Source organism: Micromonospora sp. NBC_00362, from assembly GCF_026342155.1.
Taxonomy (GTDB): Bacteria; Actinomycetota; Actinomycetes; order Mycobacteriales; family Micromonosporaceae; genus Micromonospora; species Micromonospora hortensis.
In genome coordinates, this window is record NZ_JAPENH010000001.1 from 4,110,734 (window position 1) to 4,133,040 (window position 22,307).

18 protein-coding genes and 1 tRNA gene are annotated in these 22,307 nt (G+C 71.0%); 4 read left to right on the forward strand and 15 right to left on the reverse strand.

Features of this window, described 5'->3' with window-relative positions; all coding sequences use genetic code 11:
* Nucleotide 1: 1 nt before the first annotated feature.
* Nucleotides 2-1,201: a site-specific integrase gene (locus tag OG992_RS18865; RefSeq protein ID WP_266303921.1), complete on the forward strand. Its 1,200-nt coding sequence runs from the start codon at nucleotides 2-4 to the stop codon at nucleotides 1,199-1,201.
* Nucleotides 1,202-1,297: 96 nt separating this feature from the next.
* Here the strand turns inward: OG992_RS18865 and OG992_RS18870 are convergent.
* Nucleotides 1,298-1,371 (reverse strand) — tRNA-Thr (locus OG992_RS18870).
* Nucleotides 1,372-1,515: 144 nt separating this feature from the next.
* On the opposite strand from OG992_RS18870, the gene OG992_RS18875 reads away from it, so the two are divergent.
* Nucleotides 1,516-3,270, forward strand: coding sequence for a metallophosphoesterase (locus OG992_RS18875; protein ID WP_238684761.1), 1,755 nt, complete (start codon nucleotides 1,516-1,518; stop codon nucleotides 3,268-3,270).
* Between the two features lie 140 nt (nucleotides 3,271-3,410).
* Here the strand turns inward: OG992_RS18875 and OG992_RS18880 are convergent, their stop codons facing one another.
* The 6 genes from OG992_RS18880 to tmk form a co-directional block, all read right to left on the reverse strand.
* Nucleotides 3,411-4,250 carry a regulatory iron-sulfur-containing complex subunit RicT gene (locus OG992_RS18880; protein ID WP_238684762.1) on the reverse strand — a complete coding sequence of 280 codons (840 nt, stop codon included), beginning with the start codon at nucleotides 4,248-4,250 and terminating at the stop codon, nucleotides 3,411-3,413.
* Nucleotides 4,251-4,557: 307 nt separating this feature from the next.
* Complete coding sequence (locus OG992_RS18885) at nucleotides 4,558-5,238, reverse strand: hypothetical protein (RefSeq protein ID WP_266303922.1); 681 nt, start codon at nucleotides 5,236-5,238, stop codon at nucleotides 4,558-4,560.
* Entirely contained in the window at nucleotides 5,238-5,543 is a 306-nt protein-coding gene (locus OG992_RS18890) for a type VII secretion target (RefSeq protein WP_112725261.1), read from the reverse strand. Before OG992_RS18890 ends, OG992_RS18885 begins: the two co-directional genes overlap by 1 nt.
* A gap of 1 nt (nucleotide 5,544) precedes the next feature.
* Entirely contained in the window at nucleotides 5,545-5,874 is a 330-nt protein-coding gene (locus OG992_RS18895; RefSeq protein ID WP_007454690.1) for a YbaB/EbfC family nucleoid-associated protein, read from the reverse strand.
* Nucleotides 5,875-5,996: 122 nt separating this feature from the next.
* Nucleotides 5,997-7,259, reverse strand: coding sequence for a DNA polymerase III subunit delta' (locus OG992_RS18900; protein WP_266303923.1), 1,263 nt, complete (start codon nucleotides 7,257-7,259; stop codon nucleotides 5,997-5,999).
* Nucleotides 7,259-9,358, reverse strand: coding sequence for a dTMP kinase (tmk, locus tag OG992_RS18905; RefSeq protein ID WP_266305230.1), 2,100 nt, complete (start codon nucleotides 9,356-9,358; stop codon nucleotides 7,259-7,261). The genes OG992_RS18900 and tmk overlap by 1 nt, the downstream gene beginning before the upstream one ends.
* Before the next feature lie 307 nt (nucleotides 9,359-9,665).
* Here tmk and OG992_RS18910 point away from each other — a divergent pair, with 307 nt between their 5' ends.
* Nucleotides 9,666-10,874 (forward strand): amino acid deaminase/aldolase, encoded by a 1,209-nt coding sequence (locus OG992_RS18910; RefSeq protein ID WP_238684766.1) that lies wholly within the window; start codon nucleotides 9,666-9,668, stop codon nucleotides 10,872-10,874.
* A 50-nt stretch (nucleotides 10,875-10,924) separates the two neighbouring features.
* On the opposite strand, the gene OG992_RS18915 is transcribed toward OG992_RS18910, so the two are convergent.
* A complete protein-coding gene (locus OG992_RS18915) occupies nucleotides 10,925-11,530 on the reverse strand; it encodes a TetR family transcriptional regulator (protein ID WP_266303924.1) in 606 nt (201 codons plus the stop codon).
* Between the two features lie 226 nt (nucleotides 11,531-11,756).
* On the opposite strand from OG992_RS18915, the gene OG992_RS18920 reads away from it, so the two are divergent.
* Nucleotides 11,757-13,073: a D-arabinono-1,4-lactone oxidase gene (locus OG992_RS18920; RefSeq protein WP_238684768.1), complete on the forward strand. Its 1,317-nt coding sequence runs from the start codon at nucleotides 11,757-11,759 to the stop codon at nucleotides 13,071-13,073.
* Between the two features lie 31 nt (nucleotides 13,074-13,104).
* Here the strand turns inward: OG992_RS18920 and OG992_RS18925 are convergent, their stop codons facing one another.
* The 7 genes from OG992_RS18925 to OG992_RS18955 form a co-directional block, all read right to left on the reverse strand.
* Nucleotides 13,105-14,205, reverse strand: coding sequence for a GDSL-type esterase/lipase family protein (locus OG992_RS18925; RefSeq protein ID WP_266303925.1), 1,101 nt, complete (start codon nucleotides 14,203-14,205; stop codon nucleotides 13,105-13,107).
* Nucleotides 14,202-14,501 (reverse strand): hypothetical protein, encoded by a 300-nt coding sequence (locus OG992_RS18930; RefSeq protein ID WP_266303926.1) that lies wholly within the window; start codon nucleotides 14,499-14,501, stop codon nucleotides 14,202-14,204. Before OG992_RS18930 ends, OG992_RS18925 begins: the two co-directional genes overlap by 4 nt.
* Nucleotides 14,498-15,124, reverse strand: a complete 627-nt coding sequence (locus tag OG992_RS18935) for a TetR/AcrR family transcriptional regulator (protein ID WP_238684771.1) — start codon at nucleotides 15,122-15,124, stop codon at nucleotides 14,498-14,500. Before OG992_RS18935 ends, OG992_RS18930 begins: the two co-directional genes overlap by 4 nt.
* Before the next feature lie 142 nt (nucleotides 15,125-15,266).
* Nucleotides 15,267-18,098, reverse strand: a complete 2,832-nt coding sequence (gene topA, locus OG992_RS18940; protein ID WP_266303927.1) for a type I DNA topoisomerase — start codon at nucleotides 18,096-18,098, stop codon at nucleotides 15,267-15,269.
* Nucleotides 18,099-18,539: 441 nt separating this feature from the next.
* On the reverse strand, nucleotides 18,540-19,301 hold the full coding sequence (locus OG992_RS18945; RefSeq protein ID WP_266303928.1) for a hypothetical protein: 762 nt from the start codon (nucleotides 19,299-19,301) through the stop codon (nucleotides 18,540-18,542).
* The gene (locus tag OG992_RS18950) at nucleotides 19,292-19,831 is read right to left on the reverse strand and encodes a hypothetical protein (protein WP_238684774.1); all 540 of its coding nucleotides are present in this window, start codon (nucleotides 19,829-19,831) and stop codon (nucleotides 19,292-19,294) included. The genes OG992_RS18945 and OG992_RS18950 overlap by 10 nt, the downstream gene beginning before the upstream one ends.
* A 103-nt stretch (nucleotides 19,832-19,934) precedes the next feature.
* On the reverse strand, nucleotides 19,935-22,295 hold the full coding sequence (locus OG992_RS18955) for a sodium-translocating pyrophosphatase (RefSeq protein ID WP_238684775.1): 2,361 nt from the start codon (nucleotides 22,293-22,295) through the stop codon (nucleotides 19,935-19,937).
* Nucleotides 22,296-22,307 lie beyond the last annotated feature (12 nt).

Genomic DNA, 22,307 nt, shown 5'->3' on the forward strand with positions numbered 1-22,307 from the left:
CGTGTCGCCGCGTCTCCCCTACCCCACGATCAAGCAGGGCGACGACGGGTGGTGGCACGCCTACGTCACCGTCGGCTCGAAACCGAACGGCCGGGCTGACCAGCGACACGTCCGCCGCAAGACGAAGGACGCGACGGTCGCCCGCGTCGACGAGCTGTTGGCGCAGCGGCGCTCCGGGGCGGTGACGAAGGCCGGTCGGGCGCCGACGGTGCAGTCGTGGATGGAGACCTATCTGACCGACGTCGCACCGCGCCGCTGCAACCCGGCCACCCTGTACGACTACCGGTCAAAGTGCCGCAACTGGATCTACCCCCACCTGGGGAAGACGCGGCTGGACAAGCTGAAGCCCGACCAGCTCGACGCCATGTATCTGGCGATGGAGCGGCAGGGCAAGGCGTCGAGCCATGCGCTGAAGGTCCACCGGATCATGACCCGGGCCCTTGAGGTGGCGCTGCGGCGCGGCATGGTCGCGCGGAACGTGGCGAAGCTGATCGACGCCCCGTCCGGGCGGTCGCCGAAGATGGCGTTCCTGACGGAGCCCGAGGCGGCGAAGGTACTGGTCGCTGCGGCCGAGCTGCGGAACTCGGCCCGCTGGTCGGTGGCGCTGGCGCTGGGGCTGCGGCAGGGTGAGGCGCTCGGATTGCGGTGGGCGCACGTCGACCTGGGCATCGGGCACATGGAGATCCCCAAGCAGCTGCGCCGTCGGATCTACGAGCACGGCTGCGGCGGCACGTGCGATCGGAAGCGGGGAGCCGACTGTCCTCAGCGGTCGGAGGGTGGTCTCCAGCTCGTCGACCCGAAGGGTAAGAGCGAGCGGACGCTGCCGATCCCGGCACCGCTGGTGGAGAAGCTCCGCGCCCACCGGGCCGCGCAGGACGCCGAACGCGCGGCAGCCGGTGAGTGGTGGGTGGAGGGTGACTTCGTGTTCGCCCAGAACGACGGTCGGCCGCTGGATCCGAGGCAGGACTATCAGGTGTGGCGCGACCTGCTGGACACGGCGGGCGTGAAGCGGGTGCGGTTGCACGACGCACGGCACACTGCGGCGACGTTGATGGTGGCGCAGGGCGTTGACCTGCACGTCGTGAAGGACGTGCTGGGGCACACGGACATCCGGACGACGCAGGGGTACGCGAAGGTGGTGTCGGAGCTGACCCGGGAGGCTACGGACCGTATGGGCCGGCTGCTGCTCGGCGGGAGCTAGTACACCTCGATCTACACTGTTGACCTTCAAGCGCATGCGAAAGGGCCCCTGGCTCCCGGGATGTTTCCCGAGGCCAGGGGCCCTTTTTTCTTACCGAGCCGCCTGACGGAATCGAACCGTCGACCTACGCATTACGAGTGCGTCGCTCTAGCCGACTGAGCTAAGGCGGCAACGATCAGCAAGTGTACGGCACCCCGGCGGCACCGACCGAACGGGATACCCCCGTCGCGCCCGCCAGCACCAACCGGACATCGGCCGCCATCTGGACGCTTACCGGACAGCGGACGATCGGAGCCGGGACTACGCTGCGGCGGGTGAGCGACGAACGCGACCACCCCGAACGTCAGGACGAGACGACCGAACGCCCTGACCGCGCGCCGGCCGGTGAACGCGCCGCCCATCGGCCGCGCAGCACCGACCCGTTGGAGTTGGGCTTCACGCCGCGCAAGCCGGTGCCATGGCTGGCGCCGTTTCTGTTGATCAGCACCGGCATCCGGACGCTGCTGGCGGTGCTCTTCGGGGCGTACCTCGACAAGCGCGAGTTGCAGAACGCGTTCGGCGACGGCGTCTTCCGCCAGGTTGGGCCGGACGGCGGGCTGTGGCTCGACTACGTGGCCGACCTCGGTGACGGCTTCAACGCCACCTACTCGGTGGCGTACCTGCTGGCGCAGCCCGAGCTGACCGTCGACGGGCACCGCCTGCCCCGGGCGCAGACACTGGTGATGGGCGGGGACCAGGTGTACCCGTCGGCGGCCTACGCCGCGTACGAGGACCGGTGCAAGGGCCCCTACCAGGCCGCCCTGCCGGTGGCGCCGGCCGAGAAGCCGACGCTCTTCGCGGTGCCGGGAAACCACGACTGGTACGACGGCCTCACCGCGTTCCTGCGGTTGTTCGTCCGCTCCCGGGACCGCAACTTCGCGGGCTGGGGCACCGGGCAGTCCCGGTCCTACTTCGCTGTGGAGTTGCCGGCCGGCTGGTGGTTGCTCGGCGTGGACGACCAGTCCGGCTCGTACCTGGACGACCCGCAGCTGGCCTACTTCGACGAGGTGGCCCGGCGGCTCGGGCCGGAGTCCAAGGTGATCATCGCCGCGCCGGCGCCGACCTGGGTCAAGGCTGCCGACAACCCCACGGCGTACGACTCGATCGACTACTTCATCCGCACGATCATCGACCCGACCGGGGCGCGGGTGCGACTGTTGCTCTCCGGCGACCTGCACCACTACGCCCGCTACTCCGGGCCGGACCGGGAGCTGATCACCTGCGGTGGCGGCGGCGCGTACCTCTACCCCACGCACAAGCTGCCGGAGCGCATCGAGGTGCCACCGCGGGACACGCTCGCCCGCAAGGCCAGCTCCGCCCAGCCGTACGACCTGGTGGCCCGCTACCCGGACGCCGCGCGGTCGCGCCGCTACGGCTGGGGCATCTTCCCCCGGTTGCCGTTCCGCAATCCCGGCTTCACCACGCTTCTCGGCACCCTGCACACCCTGCTGATGCTGGCCATGGCCGGTGCGACGGCGAACTGGGCTGACAGCACCAACCAGCGGTTGTTCAGTGTCCCGCTGGTGGTGATGGTGCTCGTGACGGTGATCGCGGCGGCCCTGTTCGCCAAGCCGCCGAGCGCGAGCGGCAAACGTCACGCCCGGCACTGGATCCTCGGAGTGGGCCACGGCGTGGCGCAGGTGGCGCTGGCGGCGGCCGGCACCTGGGTCTGGTTGGCGCTGCCGTTCTACGACTGGCCGTGGCCGCTGCCGGCGGTCGCCGCGGCGGTGCTCTACGGCCCGGTGATCGGTCTGGTCGCCAGTCAACTGGTCGCGGCGTACCTGCTGGTGGCGGGCTCTTTCGGAGTGAACGTCAATGAACTCTTCGCCGGCCAGGGCATCGAGGATTCGAAGTCGTTCCTGCGACTGCGCATCGACCCGGACGGCACGTTGACCATCTACCCGCTCGGGGTGGACCGGGTCTCCCGCGACTGGCGGGTGAACCCCGACCAGTCCCCCACCCACAGTTGGCTGATTCCCAAGTCCCCTCTAACCCCCCACCTAACCGAACCTCCCACAGTCCTGCACTAACCCACCCCACCCACCCACCCCACCCACCCCACCCGAGTTGATCAAGAGGTTTGCGTCATGACGGACCCGATTCCTGACGCAAACTTCTTGATCAACTGGGCTAAGCGGCGGGGGCCGGGGCGGGCGGGAGGGGCGCGGGGTTAGGGGGTGTATTGCTGGTCGTGGGCTTGGCGGGAACCGCAGACGTCGGCGCGGGAGCACATTGAGCGCGAGCCGTCGGCGTCCAGGCGTACCGTCACCGCGTCTCTCGGGACGCTGTGGCCGACGACCCGGCCGTCGCCCTCGGGGGTGGAGACCCGACTGCCGACCGCTGGGGCGGTTTCCTGAAAGCGCTGGTACAGCGGGTGCTCGTACTTGAGGCAGCACATCAGTCGACCGCACGCGCCGGAGATGCGCAGCGGGTTGAGCGGAAGGTCCTGGTCCTTCGCCATCCGGATGGTCACCGGCTCGAAGTCGGTGAGGAACGTGGCGCAGCACAGGTCCCGACCGCAGGAGCCGATGCCGCCCTGCACCCGCGCGGAGTCCCGTGCGGAGAGCTGGCGCAGTTCTACCCGACAGTGCAGGGTCGCGCCCAGGTCGCGGACCAGGGAACGGAAATCCACCCGGTGCGGGGCGGTGAAGTAGACGGTGCTGCGCTCACCGCCGCTCTCGGCGGAGCCGAGCACATGGTCGACCGCCACCACCTTCATCGGAAGGCCGTGCGAGCGGATCAGCCGTTTCGCGGCGACCTTGGCCTCGGCCTTGCGCCGACGCAACGCCTCGTCCCGGCGGAGGTCGTCGTCGCCGGCCAGCCCGACCAGGCGGGGGAAGCCGTCGGTCTCCTCGGTCACCCACTGCGCGGCCCATACGCACTCCGCCACCTCGGGCCCGTCATCCGTGGGAACCAGCACCCGGTCGCCCACCTGCGGACGCAACTCGCCCGGGTCGAGGTAGTAGAGCCGCCCGTACCGGTTGAAGCTGACCGCGCAGAGCATGCCCATCCCCCCACCCTACGACGGGTCACGCCGTGAAGCGCAGCGGCTGGCTACGCCCCGCCGCCATTCATGACCGTCGACTCGACCTATTGCCGAACGTCCCGTCGTGCCGTTGCTGCTCGCCCGGACGGTTGAATCCGGGGCCGGGCAGGAGACAAGACGTGCCTCGGCGGCGTTGAGTGGAGGCAGACCTGCGGGGGGTGCAGGGGGAAGACCACGGCGTCGCCGTGGGCGCCGGCTTCAGGCCAGGCGCCCGTGAGCGACGCCGTGGCCTGTCCGCGGCAACGCGGCAACGGCCGGGGGTCGGGCTCGGTTACCAGCCGACCCGGGTGGGCTGGTCGTAGCGGGGGCGTCCGTCCGTTGGCGGACGCCACGCGGTCTCGGCCAGGCTCGGTGCCCACTGACGCAGCAGCGTCTCCGCACCGTCGTACGCGACGCAGAGCACCGCAAGCACCCGTGCGGCGATCTCGGCGGCGTCGGCCACACCGGGCCCGACCGGCCCGGGGCGCGTCGACGCACCGGTGGCGGTGGCGGCGACCACGGCTACCGCTTCGGCCGAGCGGAGCACGTCGGCCAGCGTGCGGGCCAGCGCGAGACGGCTGCCCTCCACCCAGTCGGCGAGGGCGTCGGCGTAACCGGCTGTGGATTCGAGTCGCCCGACCAGGCTGTCCGGCCCCTCGTCGAGGTGGCGTAGCAGCGCCGCCCGCTGTTGCCCGTACGCCGTGGCGGCCGGGCCGGACCAGAGCACCGAGTCGCTGAGCGCGGCGGAGACGTCGTCGTACCCCCGGACGAGCCGGCGCACCGCGTGGCCGGCGCTGGCGAGCGGCACCGGGTGCAGGTCGAGGAAGCCGCGAACCGCGTCGCCCGGCAGCACCTGCATGCGGCGCAGCAGCGGCCAGACCCGGTGCCCCTCGGGGACGCCGGCCGCGATCAGTCTGTCCACCCGGCGAAGCAGGTCGAGGCCGGGCTCGGCGAGCCGGTCCAGCGCGTCCATCACGGTTCCCCGGTGAGCCGGCGGCGGGCCGCCCGGTCGACCTCGGCGTAGCGGTCGGCAGCCTCCCGCACGGCCGCTGCGGCGGCGGCCAGTCGACCGGCCGCGGCACGGGCCTCCCGGGCCCGGTCATCGGTGGCGGTGGTCCACTGCCGGTGCAGCGCCCGACCGATCTCGCCCGGGCGGCCCGGTGCGTCGGCACCGAACGCGGCCTGGGCCGGATCGCTGGCGGTGACGGTGTGCGAAACGACTGTGAGCGTGGCGCTCGCCTCGTCCAGTCGGGCGGAGAGCGCGCGCAGTGTGTCCATCTCAGGCCCCCGCGAGCGGTCGGTAGGCGGCGAACGTCTCGTTGTGCAGCTTTTCCCGCGCCCACTCGGCGGCGTCGGCCGCCGCGGTGACCGCCGCCTGCACGGAACCGGCCACGTCGCGCGGGCTGCGGGTGTGCAGCGGCCCGAGGAACCGGACGTCGGTGATCCGTCCACCGGCGGTGACCACCACCTCGACCAGGCCGTCCGGCGAGCGGACGGTCACTTCGACGGTCGACACCGCCTGGTCGAACTCGGCCTGGAGGGACTCGATCCGGCGGTAGCGTCGCACCGCCTCCTCGATCCAGGCTTCGTCGATCTCCCCCCGCGGCATCGGCCGACTCCTCCCGGGTGATCCATCACTCAGTGTGGTGCCACCGTCACCACGGCACAGGGACCGTACCGCACCGCAATCGGGCCTGTCGATGCCTGTGGACAACCGCCCGGAAGTGCGGGTCAGCCCTTCCAGAGGGCGAGCATCATCGCCTCGACCGCGATCCGCGGCTTGACGTTCGCCTCGATCGCCGCACGGCAGGCGAGCACGGCCTCCAACCGGCGCAGCGACCCATCGGCGTCCCACTTCTGCGCGCCGGCGCCGGCCAACGCGGCCGTGTCGGTGTGCACCGGGGCGACGGGTGCGCGCAGCGCCATGGTGAGCGCGTCGCGGTAGAAGCCCGCGAGGTCGACCAGCGCCCGGTCCAGTGCGTCCCGCTGGGCCCGGGTGGCCCGGGACTTCTGCCGCTTCTCCAGCTCCTTGAGCTGCCCGGCAGCGCCTCGCATGGCGCCGGCCGCGCCCCGGCCGGTGCCGCCCGCGCCGAGCGCGGTCTCCAGTGCCGCCCGCTCGGTCGTGTCGGCCTCGGTGACCGACGCCTCGGCCTCCGCCTCGGCCGCCTCGATCAGCGCCGACGCCGCGTCGAACGCCGCGCCGACACCGGTCAGCCGGCGGGGCACAGCGAGCACCGCCTCGCGTCGTTTGCGGGCCTCCGGGTCGCGGGCCAGCCGGCGGGCCCGACCCACGTGACCCTGCGCGGCCGCCGCCGCCCACTGCGCCACGTCGGGCGCGATGCCGTCCCGACGAACCAGCACCGCGGCCACATCGGCGGCCGGCGGCTGCCGCAGGGGTACGACACGACAGCGCGACCGGATGGTCACCGAGATGTCGTCCGGGTGGGTGGACGGGGCGCAGAGCAGGAAGACCGTGCGCGGCGGAGGTTCCTCGATCGCCTTGAGCAGCGCGTTGCCGGCGGCCTCGGTGAGCCGGTCGGCGTCCTCGATGACGACCACCTGCCAGCGCCCGCCGGACGGGGTGCTGGCCGCGCGGAGCACCAGCGCGCGCATCTCGCCGACGCCGATGGAGAGCCCTTCCGGCACCACCATCCGCACGTCGGCGTGGGTGCCGCCCATTGTGGTGCGGCAGCCGGGGCACTCACCGCAGCCGGTGCCGTGCACGCACTGAAGTGCGGCGGCGAACGCCCGTGCGGCGACCGAGCGGCCGGAGCCGGGTGGCCCGGTGAAGATCCAGGCGTGCGTCATCCCGGTGGACGGGTCCACCCCGCCGGTCACGGCGTCGTCGGCGGCTGACTCGTCACCGCTGGCCGGGCCGGCGGTGACCAACGCGGCCGCGCCAGCACGCAGCACGGCGGCTGCCGCGGCGGCGGCGCGCCGTAGCTCGACCACCGCCTCGTCCTGACCGACCAGGTCGGCGAAGACGTCCGGCATCAGGTCTTGTGCTCCATCGTCACCAGCTCCGCGTCGGATAACTCAGGCTGCACCGACGTGTCCGGGCCCTGCGCCGGCCGCGGGTGCACGATGCCGCCCGGCTTGCCGAGCATCTCCTCGACCCGCCGGACCACCTTCCTGGTGATCTCGTCGGTCGGCCGGGACGCGTCGAGCACCAGGTAGCGCTTCGGGTCGGCGGCAGCGAGGTCGAGGAACGCGTACCGGACGCGTTCGTGGAAGGCGATCGACTCGGCCTCCAGCCGGTCGGTGCCGGTGTTGCGCGAGGCCACCCGGGACAGGCCGGTACGCGGTTCGACGTCCAGCAGCACCACCAGGTCGGGCTTGAGCCCACCGGTGGCCCAGGAGGAAAGCCAGGAAACCTCGTCGACAGGCAGAGTCCGGCCGGCGCCCTGGTACGCCAGGGACGAGTCGACGTACCGGTCACTGATCACCACGCCGCCCCGAACCAGCGCGGGCCGGACGACCGTGGCCACGTGGTGCGCCCGGTCGGCGGCGTAGAGCAGCGCCTCGGCCCGGGGGGAGGGCGCGTCGTCGCCGGAGGTGTCCAGCACCAGCGACCGGATTCGCCGGCCGACGCCGGTGGCCCCCGGCTCGCGGGTGACCACCACCTCCCGGCCGTGACCGCGCAGCCGCTCGGAGAGCGCGCTGAGCTGGGTGGACTTCCCCGCGCCCTCGCCGCCCTCGAAGACCACGAAGAGCCCGGCGGAGACGAACGGCTCGGCGGGCATCAGCGGACGGCCCCGGATGGAGCCCCACAGGTCGGCGAGGACCGGGACACCCTTCTTGTCGTCCATCTGGCCGAACGCGCTGATGCCGGCGAAGATGCCGGCGGCACCGGCGGCGAGCAGCAGCAGTCGGGTGGAGGAGACGGAGATGCCGAGGTCGGCGATTGTCAGTTTGCGGGAGCCGCCGACGCCGACCAACACGCTGCTCAGCCCGATGGCCAGGATCAGCACCAGCCGGGTGCCGATCTGCACGACAGCGAAGACCCGGCCGCGCACCTCGTCGGCCACCTCGCCGCCCAGCAGTGTGGTGCCGGCCAGGAAGGCCATTCCGGCACCGGCGCCGACCAGCACCGCGCCGACGATAGCCATGGACAGGTGGATGGCGAAGGCGAGGGTCATCACCGCGGCGCTGGCCAGCACGATGCTCATGCCGAACCAGCGACGCCGGGACATCTCCTTGACGACCATCGGGCCGAGCCCGATGCCGAGCGCCAGGCCGACGAAGATGGCACCGAAGAGCAGCGAGAACGCCGCGTCGCCGGCGCCCAGCGAGTTGGCGAAGAACTTGGCGGTGCCGACCACGATGCCGCCGCCGGCGAACGCGCCGAAGATGCCCAGCACCAGGCCGCGGACGAGCGGGGTCTGGCCGATGTACTTCCAACCCTCGGAGAACTGCCGGAACATGCTCTGCTCGGCACGCTCGGCCTCACCGCGTTGCGCCTCGCTGATCTCCTTGATCCCGAATGCCACCACCAGTGCGGTGGCGAGCCGGGAGAAGGAGTTGATCCAGAGCGCGAGTTGGGCCGGCTCGGCCCAGGAGGGCAGGTCGCCGCCGACGGCACCACGGACGCCACGGTCGAGCACGGCAAGGCTGATGGCGGCGGCGACCGGGGTGAGGCCGTAGGTGGTGATCAGGGTGAGCTGGTTGGCCGCTTCCAGCCGGGCCCGCGGGATCAGGTTCGGGACCGCGGCCTCCTTGGCCGGGATCCAGAGCAGGGTGAGCGACTCGATCAGGAAGGTGGCGATCAGCGCCCAGCCGACCACCAGGCCGCCTGCGGCGCCACTGAGGGCGTAGAGCGGAATGGAGGCGAAGAGCACGAAGCGCAGCAGGTCGCAGATGACCATCGTCCAGCGCCGGTCGAACCGGTCGGCGAAGACGCCGGCCACCGGGCCGAGCACCAGCGCGGGCAGCAGCCGGATCGCGGTGACCCCGCCGAACGCCGCGCCCTGTGCGGTGCTGCCCTGCACCTGCGAGGCGGCGAAGAGGGCGGTGGCCAGCAGGCCGAGCCAGTCACCGAAGGAGGCCGCGCCGAGCACGATCCACAGCCGGCGGAACGGCCGGATGCGCAGCACGGACCGGATTGCGGCATAACCGGACGGATCAACCTGACCGCCGTTGGGCTGCTGGGCGGCGTTGTCCGACTGGGCACCCGAGCGCGACACGCCGGGCGACTCGCCGCTGTTCTGGCTTTCGATGGCCGTACCTCCACGTGCCGGCCCATCGCTGGGCACCTCCGGTGCAACACTCTAGACCCGGTGGGGGCCACCCCCCGGGCGACATTCTCCTGCTCGCTGAGCCTAGGCCGCCGGAGGTACCGACCGCAGCCCGGACGTACGCGAGGGTATTTCGCATTCTCCGTCGGACAGTTAGCGTGCACACGTGGCCATCGAAAGCGACAAACTTCGCGAGCGCCTGGATCGGGCGACTGCCCACCTCGACCCCCCGTACGCGGTGGTCGACCTCACCGCCTTCGACGCCAATACGGTCGCCTTGGCCGATCGCGCCGCGGGAAAACCGGTCCGCCTGGCCAGCAAGTCGGTCCGCAGCCGGGAGTTGATCAGTCGAGCCCTCGCTCGGCCCGGCTGGCAGGGCGTGATGGCGTTCACAGTGCCCGAGGCGATCTGGCTGGTCCGCGCCGGCGTCAGCGACGACGTGCTGGTCGCGTACCCGAGCGCGGACCGGGCCGCCCTCGCCGAACTGGGCGCCGACCCGACGCTCGCCGCCGCGATCACCCTGATGATCGACAGCACCGGCCAACTCGACCTCATCGACGCCATCACGGCGCCGGGGCAGCGCGCCGAGCTGCGGCTCTGCCTGGATCTGGACGCTTCCTGGCGACCGCTACGCGGTCGGGTGCACGTCGGCGTCCGCCGCTCACCGGTGCACAGCGCGCGGGCGGCCGGCGCGCTCGCCGCAGCCGTCGCCGGTCGACCCGGCTTCCGGCTGGTCGGGCTGATGTCGTACGAGGCGCAGATCGCCGGCCTGGGTGACGCGCCGCCGGGCAAGACGCTGCTGGCCGGCGCGATCAGGCTGGCCCAGCGTGGGTCGTACCGCGAGTTGCTGGCCCGCCGCGGCGCGGCGGTCGCCGCGGTACGCGAGCACGCCGACCTGGAGTTCGTCAACGGCGGCGGCACCGGCAGCGTGGCCGCGACCAGCGCCGATCCCGCGGTAACCGAGATCACCGCGGGATCGGGCCTGTACGGGCCGACGCTGTTCGACGCGTACCGCGCCTGGCGGCCCACCCCAGCGGCGTTCTTCGCCTGCGCGGTGGTCCGCCGACCGACGCCGGAACTGGCGACGGTGCTCGGCGGTGGCTGGATCGCCTCCGGCCCGGCCGCCGACAGTCGACTGCCCCGGCCGTGGCTACCGGCGGGGCTGAAGCTGGTCGGCACCGAGGGCGCCGGCGAGGTGCAGACTCCACTGTCCGGAGCGGCGGCGGCCGGGCTGAACGTCGGCGACCGGGTGTGGTTCCGGCACGCCAAGGCAGGTGAGCTGTGTGAACGGGTCAACGAGCTGCACCTGATCGAGGGCGACGCGGTGGTGGCGAGAGTCCCCACCTACCGGGGTGAGGGGCAGGCCTTCCTCTGAGACCGGACAGCCGCCCTCACCGCCGGCCGAGGACCGCGCGCCACACCGACTCAGGCGGGTTGGGGCGCCTCAGCCTGCTTGCCGACGGCGGGTCGGCCATTGTCCGGGCCGTCCACCTGGCGGTGCAGGTACTCCCGGATCAACGCCTTCGCCTCCAGCAGCACCCGCTCGTCGCCTTCGGACTTCCGGCGGAACGCGAGCTTGATCAGCGCGTCCGCCGCCTCGACAGCGATCTCCAGCACGAAGCGCAGCTTGGGCACGTCGGTGAGCCCGAAACGTTCGGTGAGCACCCGGGCCAACTGGTCGGCGATCACGCCGTTGTTGTCCCGCTGCTCGTCGAGCAGGTGCAGGTCGACCACGTCGCCGAAGTGCAGGGTACGGAAGCCCGGGACGGTGCGGTGCATCGTGATGTACTCGTCGATGCCCGCGTCGACGCCGTCCCACCAGTGGGTCATCTCGTCGGAGGCGAACCGCTCGTCGAGGCGCTGGAGATAGGACTCCATGGTCCGCAAGGTCAACGCCTGCACGATCGCTCGCTTGTCCGGGAAGAACTGGTAGACCGACCCGATCGCCACCTCGGCCCGCTCGGCGAGCAGGGTGGTGGTCAGCCCCTCGTACCCCACCTCGTCGACGAGTTCGGCGCAGGCATCCAACATGCGCTGTACCCGCGCGACACTTCGACCTTGCACCGGTACGCGGCGCAGCGGCCCGGTCGTGGCGGCTGGTGTGGACACTCTGCGCCACCCCCCTTCGACGGATGAACATATCTCCACGTCACGAGTCCGTGACTACCGGTACAACGAGCGGATCGCAATTGCGGTATTTACCAGCTAGAACGTTCCTGATATGAAGTCAGTTCATATTCATGAATGAGGAGCGCGCATGGTCCGCACCGCACCGCTCGGGGCTGGATGGTCCAACTGGGCCGGGAACCAGCGTGGCAGCGCCAGCGCGATCCTGCGCCCCGGCTCGCCGGAAGACGTCGCAGAAGCCGTCAGATCTGCCGCCGCCGACGGCGGTCGGATCCGGGTGACGGGCAGCGGCCACTCATTCACCGCCGTCGCGCTCGCCGACGACCGCCGGATGGATCTGTCCGACCTGGACACCATGGTCAGCGTGGACGTCGCACACCGACTTGTCACGGTGCCGGCGGGCATGACCCTGCACGCGCTCAACGGCCTGCTCGCCCGGCACGGCCTCGCGCTGCCCAACCTCGGCGACATCGACGCGCAGACCGTCGCCGGGGCGATCTCCACCGGCACCCACGGCACCGGAGCCGGTTACGGGTGCCTCTCCACCTTCGTCGAGGCGATCACGCTGGTCACCGGCACCGGCGAGGTGCTGCGCTGCTCCGCCGACGAGCATCCCGACGTCCTCGCCGCAGCCCGGGTGTCACTCGGCGCGCTCGGCGTCCTGGTCGAGGTGACCCTGCGCTGCGTGGACGCCTTCGTCCTGCGTGCCCACGAACGACCGGCCGAGCTGGCCAACGTGCTCGGCGAACTGCCCGACCTGATCGGCCGGCACGACCACGTCGAGTTCTACTGGTTCCCGTACACCTCCCGGGTCCAGGTCAAGGCCAACGACCGGGTACCCGCCAACGACCGGCCGCTGTCGCGCTGGCGCGGCTGGGTGGACGACGACTTCCTGTCCAATCGGGTCTTCGCCGGCGCCTGCCGACTCGGCCGGGCCGTGCCCGCGCTGGCCCCGGGGATCAGCGCGGTCTCCGCCCGCGCCCTCACCGAACGTCAGTACACCGGCCGCTCCGACCGGGTCTTCTGCACGCCGCGCCGGGTCCGCTTCGTCGAGATGGAGTACGGCCTGCCCCGCGAGGCGTTGCCCGAGGCGCTCGCCGCGCTCCAGCGGATCGTGGACGGCCTGCCGTTCAAGGTGCTCTTCCCGGTGGAGGTGCGATTCACCGCCGGCGACGACATCTGGCTGTCGCACGGCTACGGCCGGGACAACGCCTACATCGCCGTGCACCAGTACGTCGGCATGCCGTACGAGCCGTACTTCCGGGCCTTCGAGCAGGTGGCCGCCGGGCTGGGCGGTCGCCCGCACTGGGGCAAGCTGCACTACCGCGACGCCGCCTCGCTGGCCACTGCGTACCCCCGCTTCGCGGACTTCCAGGCGGTCCGAGACCGGCTCGACCCTGATCGCGTCTTCACCAACGCCCACCTGAACCACGTCCTCGGGGTCTGACGACTTCCATCGGTACGCGCGGTGATCAGCGCTAGCGCGCCAGGTCGTCCAGGTTCACCGCGTCGGCCATCGCCTCCGCGCCCCTGTCGTTCAGGTGCATGCCGTCGCCGCTGTCCAGCGCCGGGTGGATGTGGTCGGGGGCGTGCGGGTCCGCGACAGCGCTCGCCACATCGACGACGGCGTCGAAGGCGTCAGTCGTACGGATCCAGTCGTTCACCTCGCGTCGGGTGGCGAGGCCCGCCGGCGTGCTGATCTCCGGGCCGGCGCCCGCGAACGGGCCGATGGTGGCGACGACGATCCGCAGACCGGCGCCGTGAGCGCGGTCGGCCAGCGCTCGGAAGCCCTCGACGAGGGCGTCGGCGGTGACAGGCGGCTCGCCCAACATGACCGGAAGGCCAAGGTCGTTGATACCGAAGTGGACCAGGACGTGGGTCAGGGCGGGGATGGAGAGAACGTCACTGTCGAAGCGCGCCAGACCGTGTTCGCCGACGCCGTCGCGCAGGAGACGGTTCCCGGCGATGCCCTGGTTGACCACCCACCCGCGCTTCAGACGCCGGTTGAGGACGTCGACCGAGCGACGATTCGCGCTCGTCGTGGTGCCGACCCCTTCGAACCAGGAGTCGCCGAAGGCCACGGCTACGACGGTGTCCCGGGGGGCGAGCACGTCGACGCCCGCCAGGTAGAACCTCGCCTCGACCTGCTCGGCCCCCACCAGTGCGGGAGAGGTGACGTGATTGCCGTCGGCTATCCGGGCGACTTCGGCCGGCTTGTGCGAGTGGGTGGCCAGACCGGTCCGCTCCGGAAGGTAGAGGCTCAGCACCAGATCCGTGCCGGCCGCGACGGGGATGTCCACCGGGTCGGTGACCGCCTCCTCGCCCGCCGGGATGACGTGGCGCTCCGCGCCGTCGACGGTGAGGGCGACCCACTGACCGCCGACGGCGACAGTGGCAGCCCCGATGGTCAACGGAGTGCGGCCGTAGCGGTTCGTCAGCCGTACCCGGAAGGCCTCCCCGCCGCCGGCCAGGTGCAGCACCTGACGAACGGTCTGGTCGGTGAAGCCACGGGGTTCGCTGAACTGGAGCCGCTCGTACGGACTGAGCACTCCGGTACGGAAACCGGCGGTCCAGATCATGGCCGGTCCAGGTCGGTAGTGGTGCCCTCCTCCATGCTGATCACCGAATCGATCAGGGAGAAGAACGTCTGGATGCCGGGCAGGTTGGCGCCTCGACGGCGGGATTCGGCGTAGTCCTCTGACGAACTCCAGAAGACGATGTCCAGCCACTCGTCGGCCGTCAGCCGGATCAGTCGCGCGTCGAGGAAGCCGCCACGATCGGCCTGGAAGTCGCGCAGCATCGCCGGCCGCGCGGCCAGCAGGGCGTCAGCGCGCTCGGCGGGGACGCGAAAGCGGGTGATTTCGACCGTGGTCATCGTGCCTCGATCCGTTCGGGTGGGGAGCCGTTGACGCCCAGCATCAGTCGGAGCTGGCCCAGGAGGACATCGCGGAAGTCAGCGGGTGCCGGCGTGGGGTGGCTCTGGACCCGGGAGATGATCAGACCGGCCAGCGCCGCGAGCAGGAGGTCCGTCACGGCCTCGGCGTCCTGGGCCAGCGTGAACGCACCCCGGGCAGCGCCCTCCCGGACGGCGGCCAGGAAGGGCGCCCGGTACCGCTCCTGCACTGTGGCGCTGTAGTCACGCAGCTCGTCGTCACGCATCGCGGAGCGCCAGAACTCCACAAGCACCTGCCGGGTCTGCTCCGAATTGTGCAGACTCCGGTCGACAAGCGCGACGAGTCGTCGCCACGGATCATCCTCGGCGGCGGAGACGGCCCTCAGGGCCTCGACCTCCCGGTCGGTGAACACCTGCATGGCCTCGATGATCATGTCTTCGCGGGAGCCGAAGTAGGTCTGGAGGGTGCTGATCGCGACCCCGCCGGCAGCGGACACGTCGGTGAAGCGGGTGTTCTCGTATCCGCGGGCGGCCAGCACGCCGGCCACGGCGTCGAGAACGGCGTCCCGCCTGTCTCCGCCAGCACGCCTCTTCCTGATCGGCATGACCATACGGTACGACCGTACCGGCGAAACAGTGAAGGACTGAGCCACTCGCGTGACCCGAAACACCGCAAAATAGATCTTGGACAGTTTCCGAACGGAAACTGTCCAAGATTCTGAAGCCCGGTTCAGACGGCGCGGAGGGCTACTCCGTGCTGGTCGCTGCCTTGCGTGGGGCGGCCTTCTTCGCCGGAGCCTTCTTCGCCGCCGTCGCCTTGGCCGTCGTGGTCTTCTTCGCGGCAGTGGACTTGCTGGCGGCGGCCGTCTTCTTGGTGGCCGTGGCCTTCTTCGCGGGCGCCTTCTTCGCCGCCGCCTTCTTCTTCGGCGCCGGGCCCTTCGCCCGCTTCTCGGCCAGCATCTCGGACGCTTCCTCGATGGTCAGCGCCTCGGGAGTCTGCCCGCGCCGCAGCGACGCGTTGAACTCACCGTCGGTGACATACGGGCCGAACCGGCCGTCCTTGATCACCATCGGCTTCTCGGTGGCCGGGTCCACGCCCATCTCGCGCAACGGCGGGGCCGCAGCTCGCCGTCCACGCGCCTTCGGCGCGGCCAGCAGAGCCAGCGCCTCGTCCAGACCGACAGTGAACATCTGGTCCTCGGACTCCAGCGACCGGAACTCCTCGCCCCGCTTGACGTACGGGCCGTAGCGACCGTTGTTCGCGAAGACCTCGACGCCGTCCGGCGCGACACCGATCAGCCGGGGAAGGCTGAGCAGCTTGAGCGCCTCCTCCAGCGTCAGCGAGTCCGGGGTCTGCGTACGCAGCAGCGACGACTTCCGCTCGCCGCTGGACACGTACGGGCCGAACCGGCCGGACTTGAGCACGATCGGCTCGCCGGTGCCGGGGTCGTCGCCGAGCTTGCGCTCGCCGCTGCCGCCCAGGAACAGCTCGTGCACCTTCTCCGGGGTCAGCTCGTCCGGGGCCAGGCCCTCGGGGATCGGCGCCCGGTCACCCTGGGAGCCGCCCTCCTCGCCCTCGGCAGCCGGTGCCGGCTGCTCACCGCCGGGCAGTTCACGTTGCAGGTACGGCCCGTAGCGGCCGACCCGCACCACGACCTCGCGGCCGTCGTCGTCGGTGAAGAGCGGGATGGAGTTGACGCTGCGGGCGTCGATGTCGCTGAGGTTCTCGGTGACCAGCTTCTTGAGCCCACCAGAACGGGCGATGTCCTGGTCGCCGGCACCGTTGGAGCTGCCGAAGTAGAACGCCGTGAGGAAGTCGACCGCCGCGTGGTCACCGCCGGCGATCTCGTCCAGCTCGTTCTCCATGGTGGCCGTGAAGTCGTAGTCGATGAGGCGGGGGTAGTGCCGCTCCATCAGCCCGATCACCGCGAAGGCCAGGAAGGTCGGGATCATCGCCTGGCCGCGCTTGGTGACGTACCCCCGGTCCTGGATCGTCTGCATGATCGACGCGTAGGTGGACGGGCGGCCGATGCCCAGCTCTTCCAGGGCCTTGACCAGCGACGCTTCGGTGTAGCGCGACGGCGGCTGGGTGTGGTGGCCCTGCGCGGCCAGTTCGTCGGCGGTCAGCGGCTGGTCCTTGACCAGGGTGGGCAGCCGGCGCTCGGCGTCCTCGGCCTCGGCGTTCTCGTCGTCGCTGGACTCGACGTAGGCGCGCAGGAAGCCCGGGTCGGTGATGGTCTTGCCGGTCGCGCCGAAGTCGGCTTCCTCCTGGGAGGTGGAGACCGCCCGGATGCGCACCGACACGCTGGAGCCGACCGCGTCGGTCATCTGCGAGGCGATGGTGCGCCGCCAGATCAGCTCGTAGAGCTTGAACTCCTCGGCGGACAGCTCCTTGGCCACCTCGCCCGGGGTACGGAAGTTGTCCCCCGCCGGGCGGATCGCCTCGTGCGCCTCCTGCGCGTTCTTCACCTTGCCGGTGTAGCGGCGCGGCTCCGGCGGAACGCTGCGCTCGCCGTACAGCTCGACGATCTGTCGACGCGCCGCCGAGATGGCGGTCTCCGACAGGTTGACCGAGTCGGTACGCATATAGGTGATGTAGCCGTTCTCGTACAGGCGCTGCGCGGTGCGCATCGTCTGCTGCGAGGACAGGCGCAGCTTGCGGGCCGCCTCCTGCTGGAGGGTCGAGGTGATGAACGGCGCGTACGGGCGACGGCGGTAGGGCTTCTCCTCGACCCGGGTGACGGTGAACGGCCGCCCCTCCAAGCGAGCCGCGAGACCACGGGCCCCGCTCTCGTCGAGGTGGACGACACCGGCGCCAGGCTTCACCCGGCCGGTGGTCGGCTCGAAGTCCTTACCGGTGGCGATCCGGTCACCGTTGAGCGCGATGAGGGTCGCGTTGAACGCACGCGGGCCCTCGCCGACGTTGGCCACCGCGAGGGTGGCCAGGATGTCCCAGTATTCGGCGGTGCGGAAGGCCATCCGCTGCCGCTCCCGCTCGACCACGATGCGGGTCGCCACGGACTGCACCCGGCCTGCCGAGAGCCGCGGCATGACCTTCTTCCACAGCACCGGGGAGACCTCGTAGCCGTACAGGCGGTCGAGGATCCGGCGCGCCTCCTGGGCGTCGACCAGATCGCGGTCGATCTCCCGGGGGTTGGCCACCGCCGCCTGGATCGCCGGCTTGGTGATCTCGTGGAAGACCATCCGCTTGACCGGGACCTTGGGCTTGAGCGTCTCGACCAGGTGCCAGGCGATCGCCTCGCCCTCGCGGTCCTCATCCGTCGCCAGGAAGATCTCGTCGACTTCCTTGGCCAGCTTCACCAGCTTGCTGATCTGCTGCCTGCGGTCGGCGGAGACGACGTAGAGCGCCTGGAAGCCGTTGTCGACGTCCACCCCGAGCCGGGCCCAGGGTTCCTTCTTGTACTTGGCCGGCACGTCGGCGGCGTTGCGCGGCAGGTCGCGGACGTGACCGAAGCTGGCCTCCACGACGTACCCCGGGCCGAGGTAGCCCGAGATCGTCTTGGCCTTCGCCGGTGACTCGACGATGACCAGACGGGTGGTTCCAGCGTTGCTCGGCACGTCTCTCCCCGACCTCACTCCTGCTCGTGGTCTGCCGGCGCCCGGACAGCGACCGCTTTCGACCCCGCCGTCGCACCGGCGGTCCGGATGTCCAACGTAACGCGCCGCCCGCGTTTCGGGTTTCGCGGGCCGCAAACCGCTTCAAGGCGGCTGTCGACGCCACCCTGCCGCGCTCGGCACTGCCGGACGGCGCCACCGTACACCGTGGGTAGGGCTCGAAGCGGGTCACTGTGACGATGGCGGACCCACGACCGAGGCCCGAGCCGCCCGTTTTCCGCCTGGATCGACCCGCCCGCTGTCCGGCACCGGACACCCGGCCGGCCCACCCCCGGGCCGCCGCCCAACCCCGTCGATCACGGACTTGTGGTGGGCGTTTTAAGCCAGAACAAGCAGTACGTCCCCACCACAGCTCCGTGATCGACCCGGTGAAGGTGGGGTGGATCAGGTTGGCCAGGCGTCGACCGGCGCCGCGTTCGGCGGCCCGCCGACCAGCTCGGCGAGGCGGGCCAACCGGCGGCGGCCGATTATTCGGTACGCCGGGCCGCCCTCAGCCGGGCCGAGCAGCGTCCCCGCCATCCCCGCCGAGGCGAGCGCCACGCCGATCGGCTCCCAACACTCGTGGTCGTCGGCGCCCAGCCGCAACAGGAAGCAGTCCGGAGGCTCCGGCGTCCCGGCGGCGGCGAGCCACAGCCGCAACCGCCGACCGGTCAGGTGGAAGGCGGCCGGCGGGCGTTTCGTCGTACCGTGCAGCCAGGCGGCCGCGAGCGGCTTCAAGACCCGGGTGTACGACGTACGAACGGCGTGTCGCGCGCCCTCAATCGGCTCCCAGCTCGCCGCCAGCCCACGCGACGCCAACTCGGCGACCAGCACGTGCACCCGCCAGGCGGCGTCCACCTGCACCGAGAGCCGGGCCGTGCCGCCCATCCGGACCACCTCACCGGGCCCGGCGAGCAGGCCGGCCAGGTCGGCGACTGTCGGTTCGGCCGCGTCCGCGCCGAAGAAGACAAGTTGTCTGCCAGCGTCGTCAGTCTGGGGTGGGCCGTTCTGGACTGAGCCGTCCTGCTGCGGGCGGTTCTGCGACGGGCGGTTCTGCGGCGCGCCGCCGCGCCGTCGCCCGGGAGTGGGCGTGTCGGACTCGGGCGCGGGGAACAGCGCCGGGGGCGGCTGTGCCTTCCCGGTGTCACCGAGCCCGCTCAGCGACACTCCGGCACCTCGTCGAATGCCTGTTTCAACTCCTCGGAGTTGAGCTTGCTGGTGTCCAACGCGCTGGCGTCGTACTCCGTGTTGAGGGTCTCCACGGCGGCCCGCACGCCGTCGTAGAAGGCCGTCGGCTCGCCGGTGCCCAAGCCGTCGATGGTGTCCCGGGCACGGCCGTACGCGTCCCGCATCTTCCCCAGGGAGCTGCGGAAACCGGCGGAGATGGCCTCGCCGTTCTCCGCCTCCGGGATACCCGCCTTCTCCACCTTGCGGCGCGCGGCCTCGCTGGCCTGCTCCGCCCCATCGAAGAGCCGCACCAGGTTCTCCTTGGCCTGCGCCGGCGTGGTCTGCGCTGTCATCTGCTCGTCAGTGCTGCTGGTCAGCTTGTTGATCTCGGAACGCCACGGGGTGAGGGCACCGCAGACCGAGGCCGCCCAGGCCCGTGGGCTGGGACCCCCGCCGCAGCCGGCCAGGACGACGATCGTGGCCAGGACCACCGTGAGCTTTCCGGCGGCAGACGCCCGGCACGTACGCATGCGTTGCAGCGTACGGCCTTTGGCCAGGTGTGGCATCGGGCCGGACGGCCGGGGTCCCCGGTCGACGGGCTACGTCGACCGGGGACCCCGGGCCGTTGGTGGATCAGGCGTTCACCGTCTCCGGGCGGTGATCGGTGCTGCCCGCGCCGGTGTTGCCATCGGCGTCCGAGTCGGACATCGCGATGCCCTTGCGCTTGCTGAACACCACCGACGCCACGATGATCAGCGTCGCGACCAGCGCGATGCCGACCCGCAGGCCGACGTTGCGTTCGTCGCCGACGCTCCAGGCCACCACGGCGGGCGCGATCAGCAGCGAGACCAGGTTCATCACCTTGATCAGCGGGTTGATCGCCGGGCCGGCGGTGTCCTTGAACGGGTCACCGACGGTGTCGCCGATGACAGTGGCGGCGTGCGCCTCGGAGCCCTTGCCCCCGTACGCGCCGTCCTCGACCAGCTTCTTGGCGTTGTCCCAGGCCCCACCGGAGTTGGACAGGAACACCGCCATCAGGGTGCCGGCACCGATCGCACCGGCCAGGTACGCCGCGAGCGCGCCGGGCCCGAGGCCGAAGCCGACAGCGATCGGCGCCAGGATGGCGAGCAGGCCGGGGGTCATCAGCTCGCGCTGCGCGTCCCGGGTGCAGATGTCGACGACCTTGCCGTACTCCGGGCGCTGGGTGCCGTCCATGATGCCGGGCAGCTCACGGAACTGCCGGCGGACCTCCATCACCACGGCACCGGCCGAGCGGGACACCGCGTTGATGGCCAGCCCGGAGAAGAGGAAGACCACAGCCGCGCCGATGATCAGGCCGACCAGGTTGCGCGGGTTCGCCACGTTCAGCGCGTTGAGGATCTCGTTGCCGACGTCGCCCACGCCAGCCGTCGCGTACGCGCTGCTGAGCGTGTCGGTGTACGAGCCGAACAGCGCGGTCGCGGCGAGGACCGCAGTGGCGATCGCGATGCCCTTGGTGATCGCCTTGGTGGTGTTGCCGACCGCGTCCAGCTCGGTCAGCGTGCGAGCGCCGTGCTCGTCGATGTCGCCGGACATCTCGGCGATGCCCTGGGCGTTGTCGGAGATCGGCCCGAAGGTGTCCATCGCGACGATCACGCCGACGGTGGTGAGCAGGCCGGTGCCGGCCAGCGCCACAGCGAACAGCGACAGCGTGATGGAGCTGCCGCCGAGGAGGAAGGCGCCGAAGACGCCGGCGCCGATCAGCAGCGCCGAGTAGACAGCCGACTCCAGGCCGATGCTGATGCCGGCCAGGATCACTGTCGCCGCACCGGTCTGCGAGCTCTTGCCGATGTCCTGCACCGGTCGCCGTTTGGTCTCGGTGAAGTAGCCGGTCAGCGCCTGGATCGCGGCGGCCAGCACGATGCCGATCACTACCGCGCCGATGGCCACCAGCCGCGGGTTGCCGGTGGCGTCGGTGAGGCCACTGTCGAACTCGCCGAAGGTCGCCGGCAGGTACGCGTAGGCGGCGATCGCCACCAGCACCGCGGAGAGCACCGCCGACAGGTAGAAGGCCCTGTTGATAGCGGTCAGGGCGTTACGGTCGGACGCGCGCAGCCGGGTGATGAAGACGCCGACGATCGCGATCAGCACGCCGATGGTGGAGATGATCAGCGGGAAGACCAGGCCCTCCTCGCCGAACGCGGCGCGGCCGAGGATCAGCGCGGCGACAAGCGTCACCGCGTACGACTCGAACAGGTCGGCGGCCATGCCGGCGCAGTCACCGACGTTGTCGCCCACGTTGTCGGCGATGGTGGCGGCGTTGCGCGGGTCATCCTCGGGGATGCCCTGCTCGACCTTGCCGACCAGGTCGGCGCCGACGTCGGCGGCCTTGGTGAAGATGCCGCCGCCGACGCGCATGAACATCGCGAGCAGCGCGGCGCCGAAGCCGAAGCCCTCCAGCACCGTGGGCGCGTCACCCCGGTAGACGAGGACGACCATCGCCGCACCGAAGAGGCCGAGGCCGACGGTGAAGAAGCCGACGACGCCGCCGGTCTGGAAGGCGATCTTCATGGCCGCCTCGCGGCCACCTACTCGCTCCCGTGCGGCGGCGGCCACGCGCAGGTTGGCGCGGGTGGCCAGCCACATGCCGGCGCCGCCGATGAACGCGCTGAACAGGGCGCCCACCACGAAGAAGAGCGAGCGGCCGATCTTCACAGCCAGCTCACTGCCATCGGTGTCGTGCACCGGAAGCAGGAAGAGCAGCACGACGGCGACGACGACGAAGATCGCAAGGGTGCGGAATTGCCGGAGCAGGTAGGCCGAGGCGCCCTCCTGGACCGCCCCCGATATCTCCTGCATTTTCTCGGTGCCCTTACCAGCGGCCAGCACCGTTTTTGTCAGGGCGGCAGCGAAACCGAGTGCCACCAGAGCGACAACCGCGGCGATGACGACGTAGGTGACATTGCTTCCGGTAAGGGAAAGCCCGCCGCCGTCGGCGGCCAAGGTCTCGGACATCTGTGTCCTCCT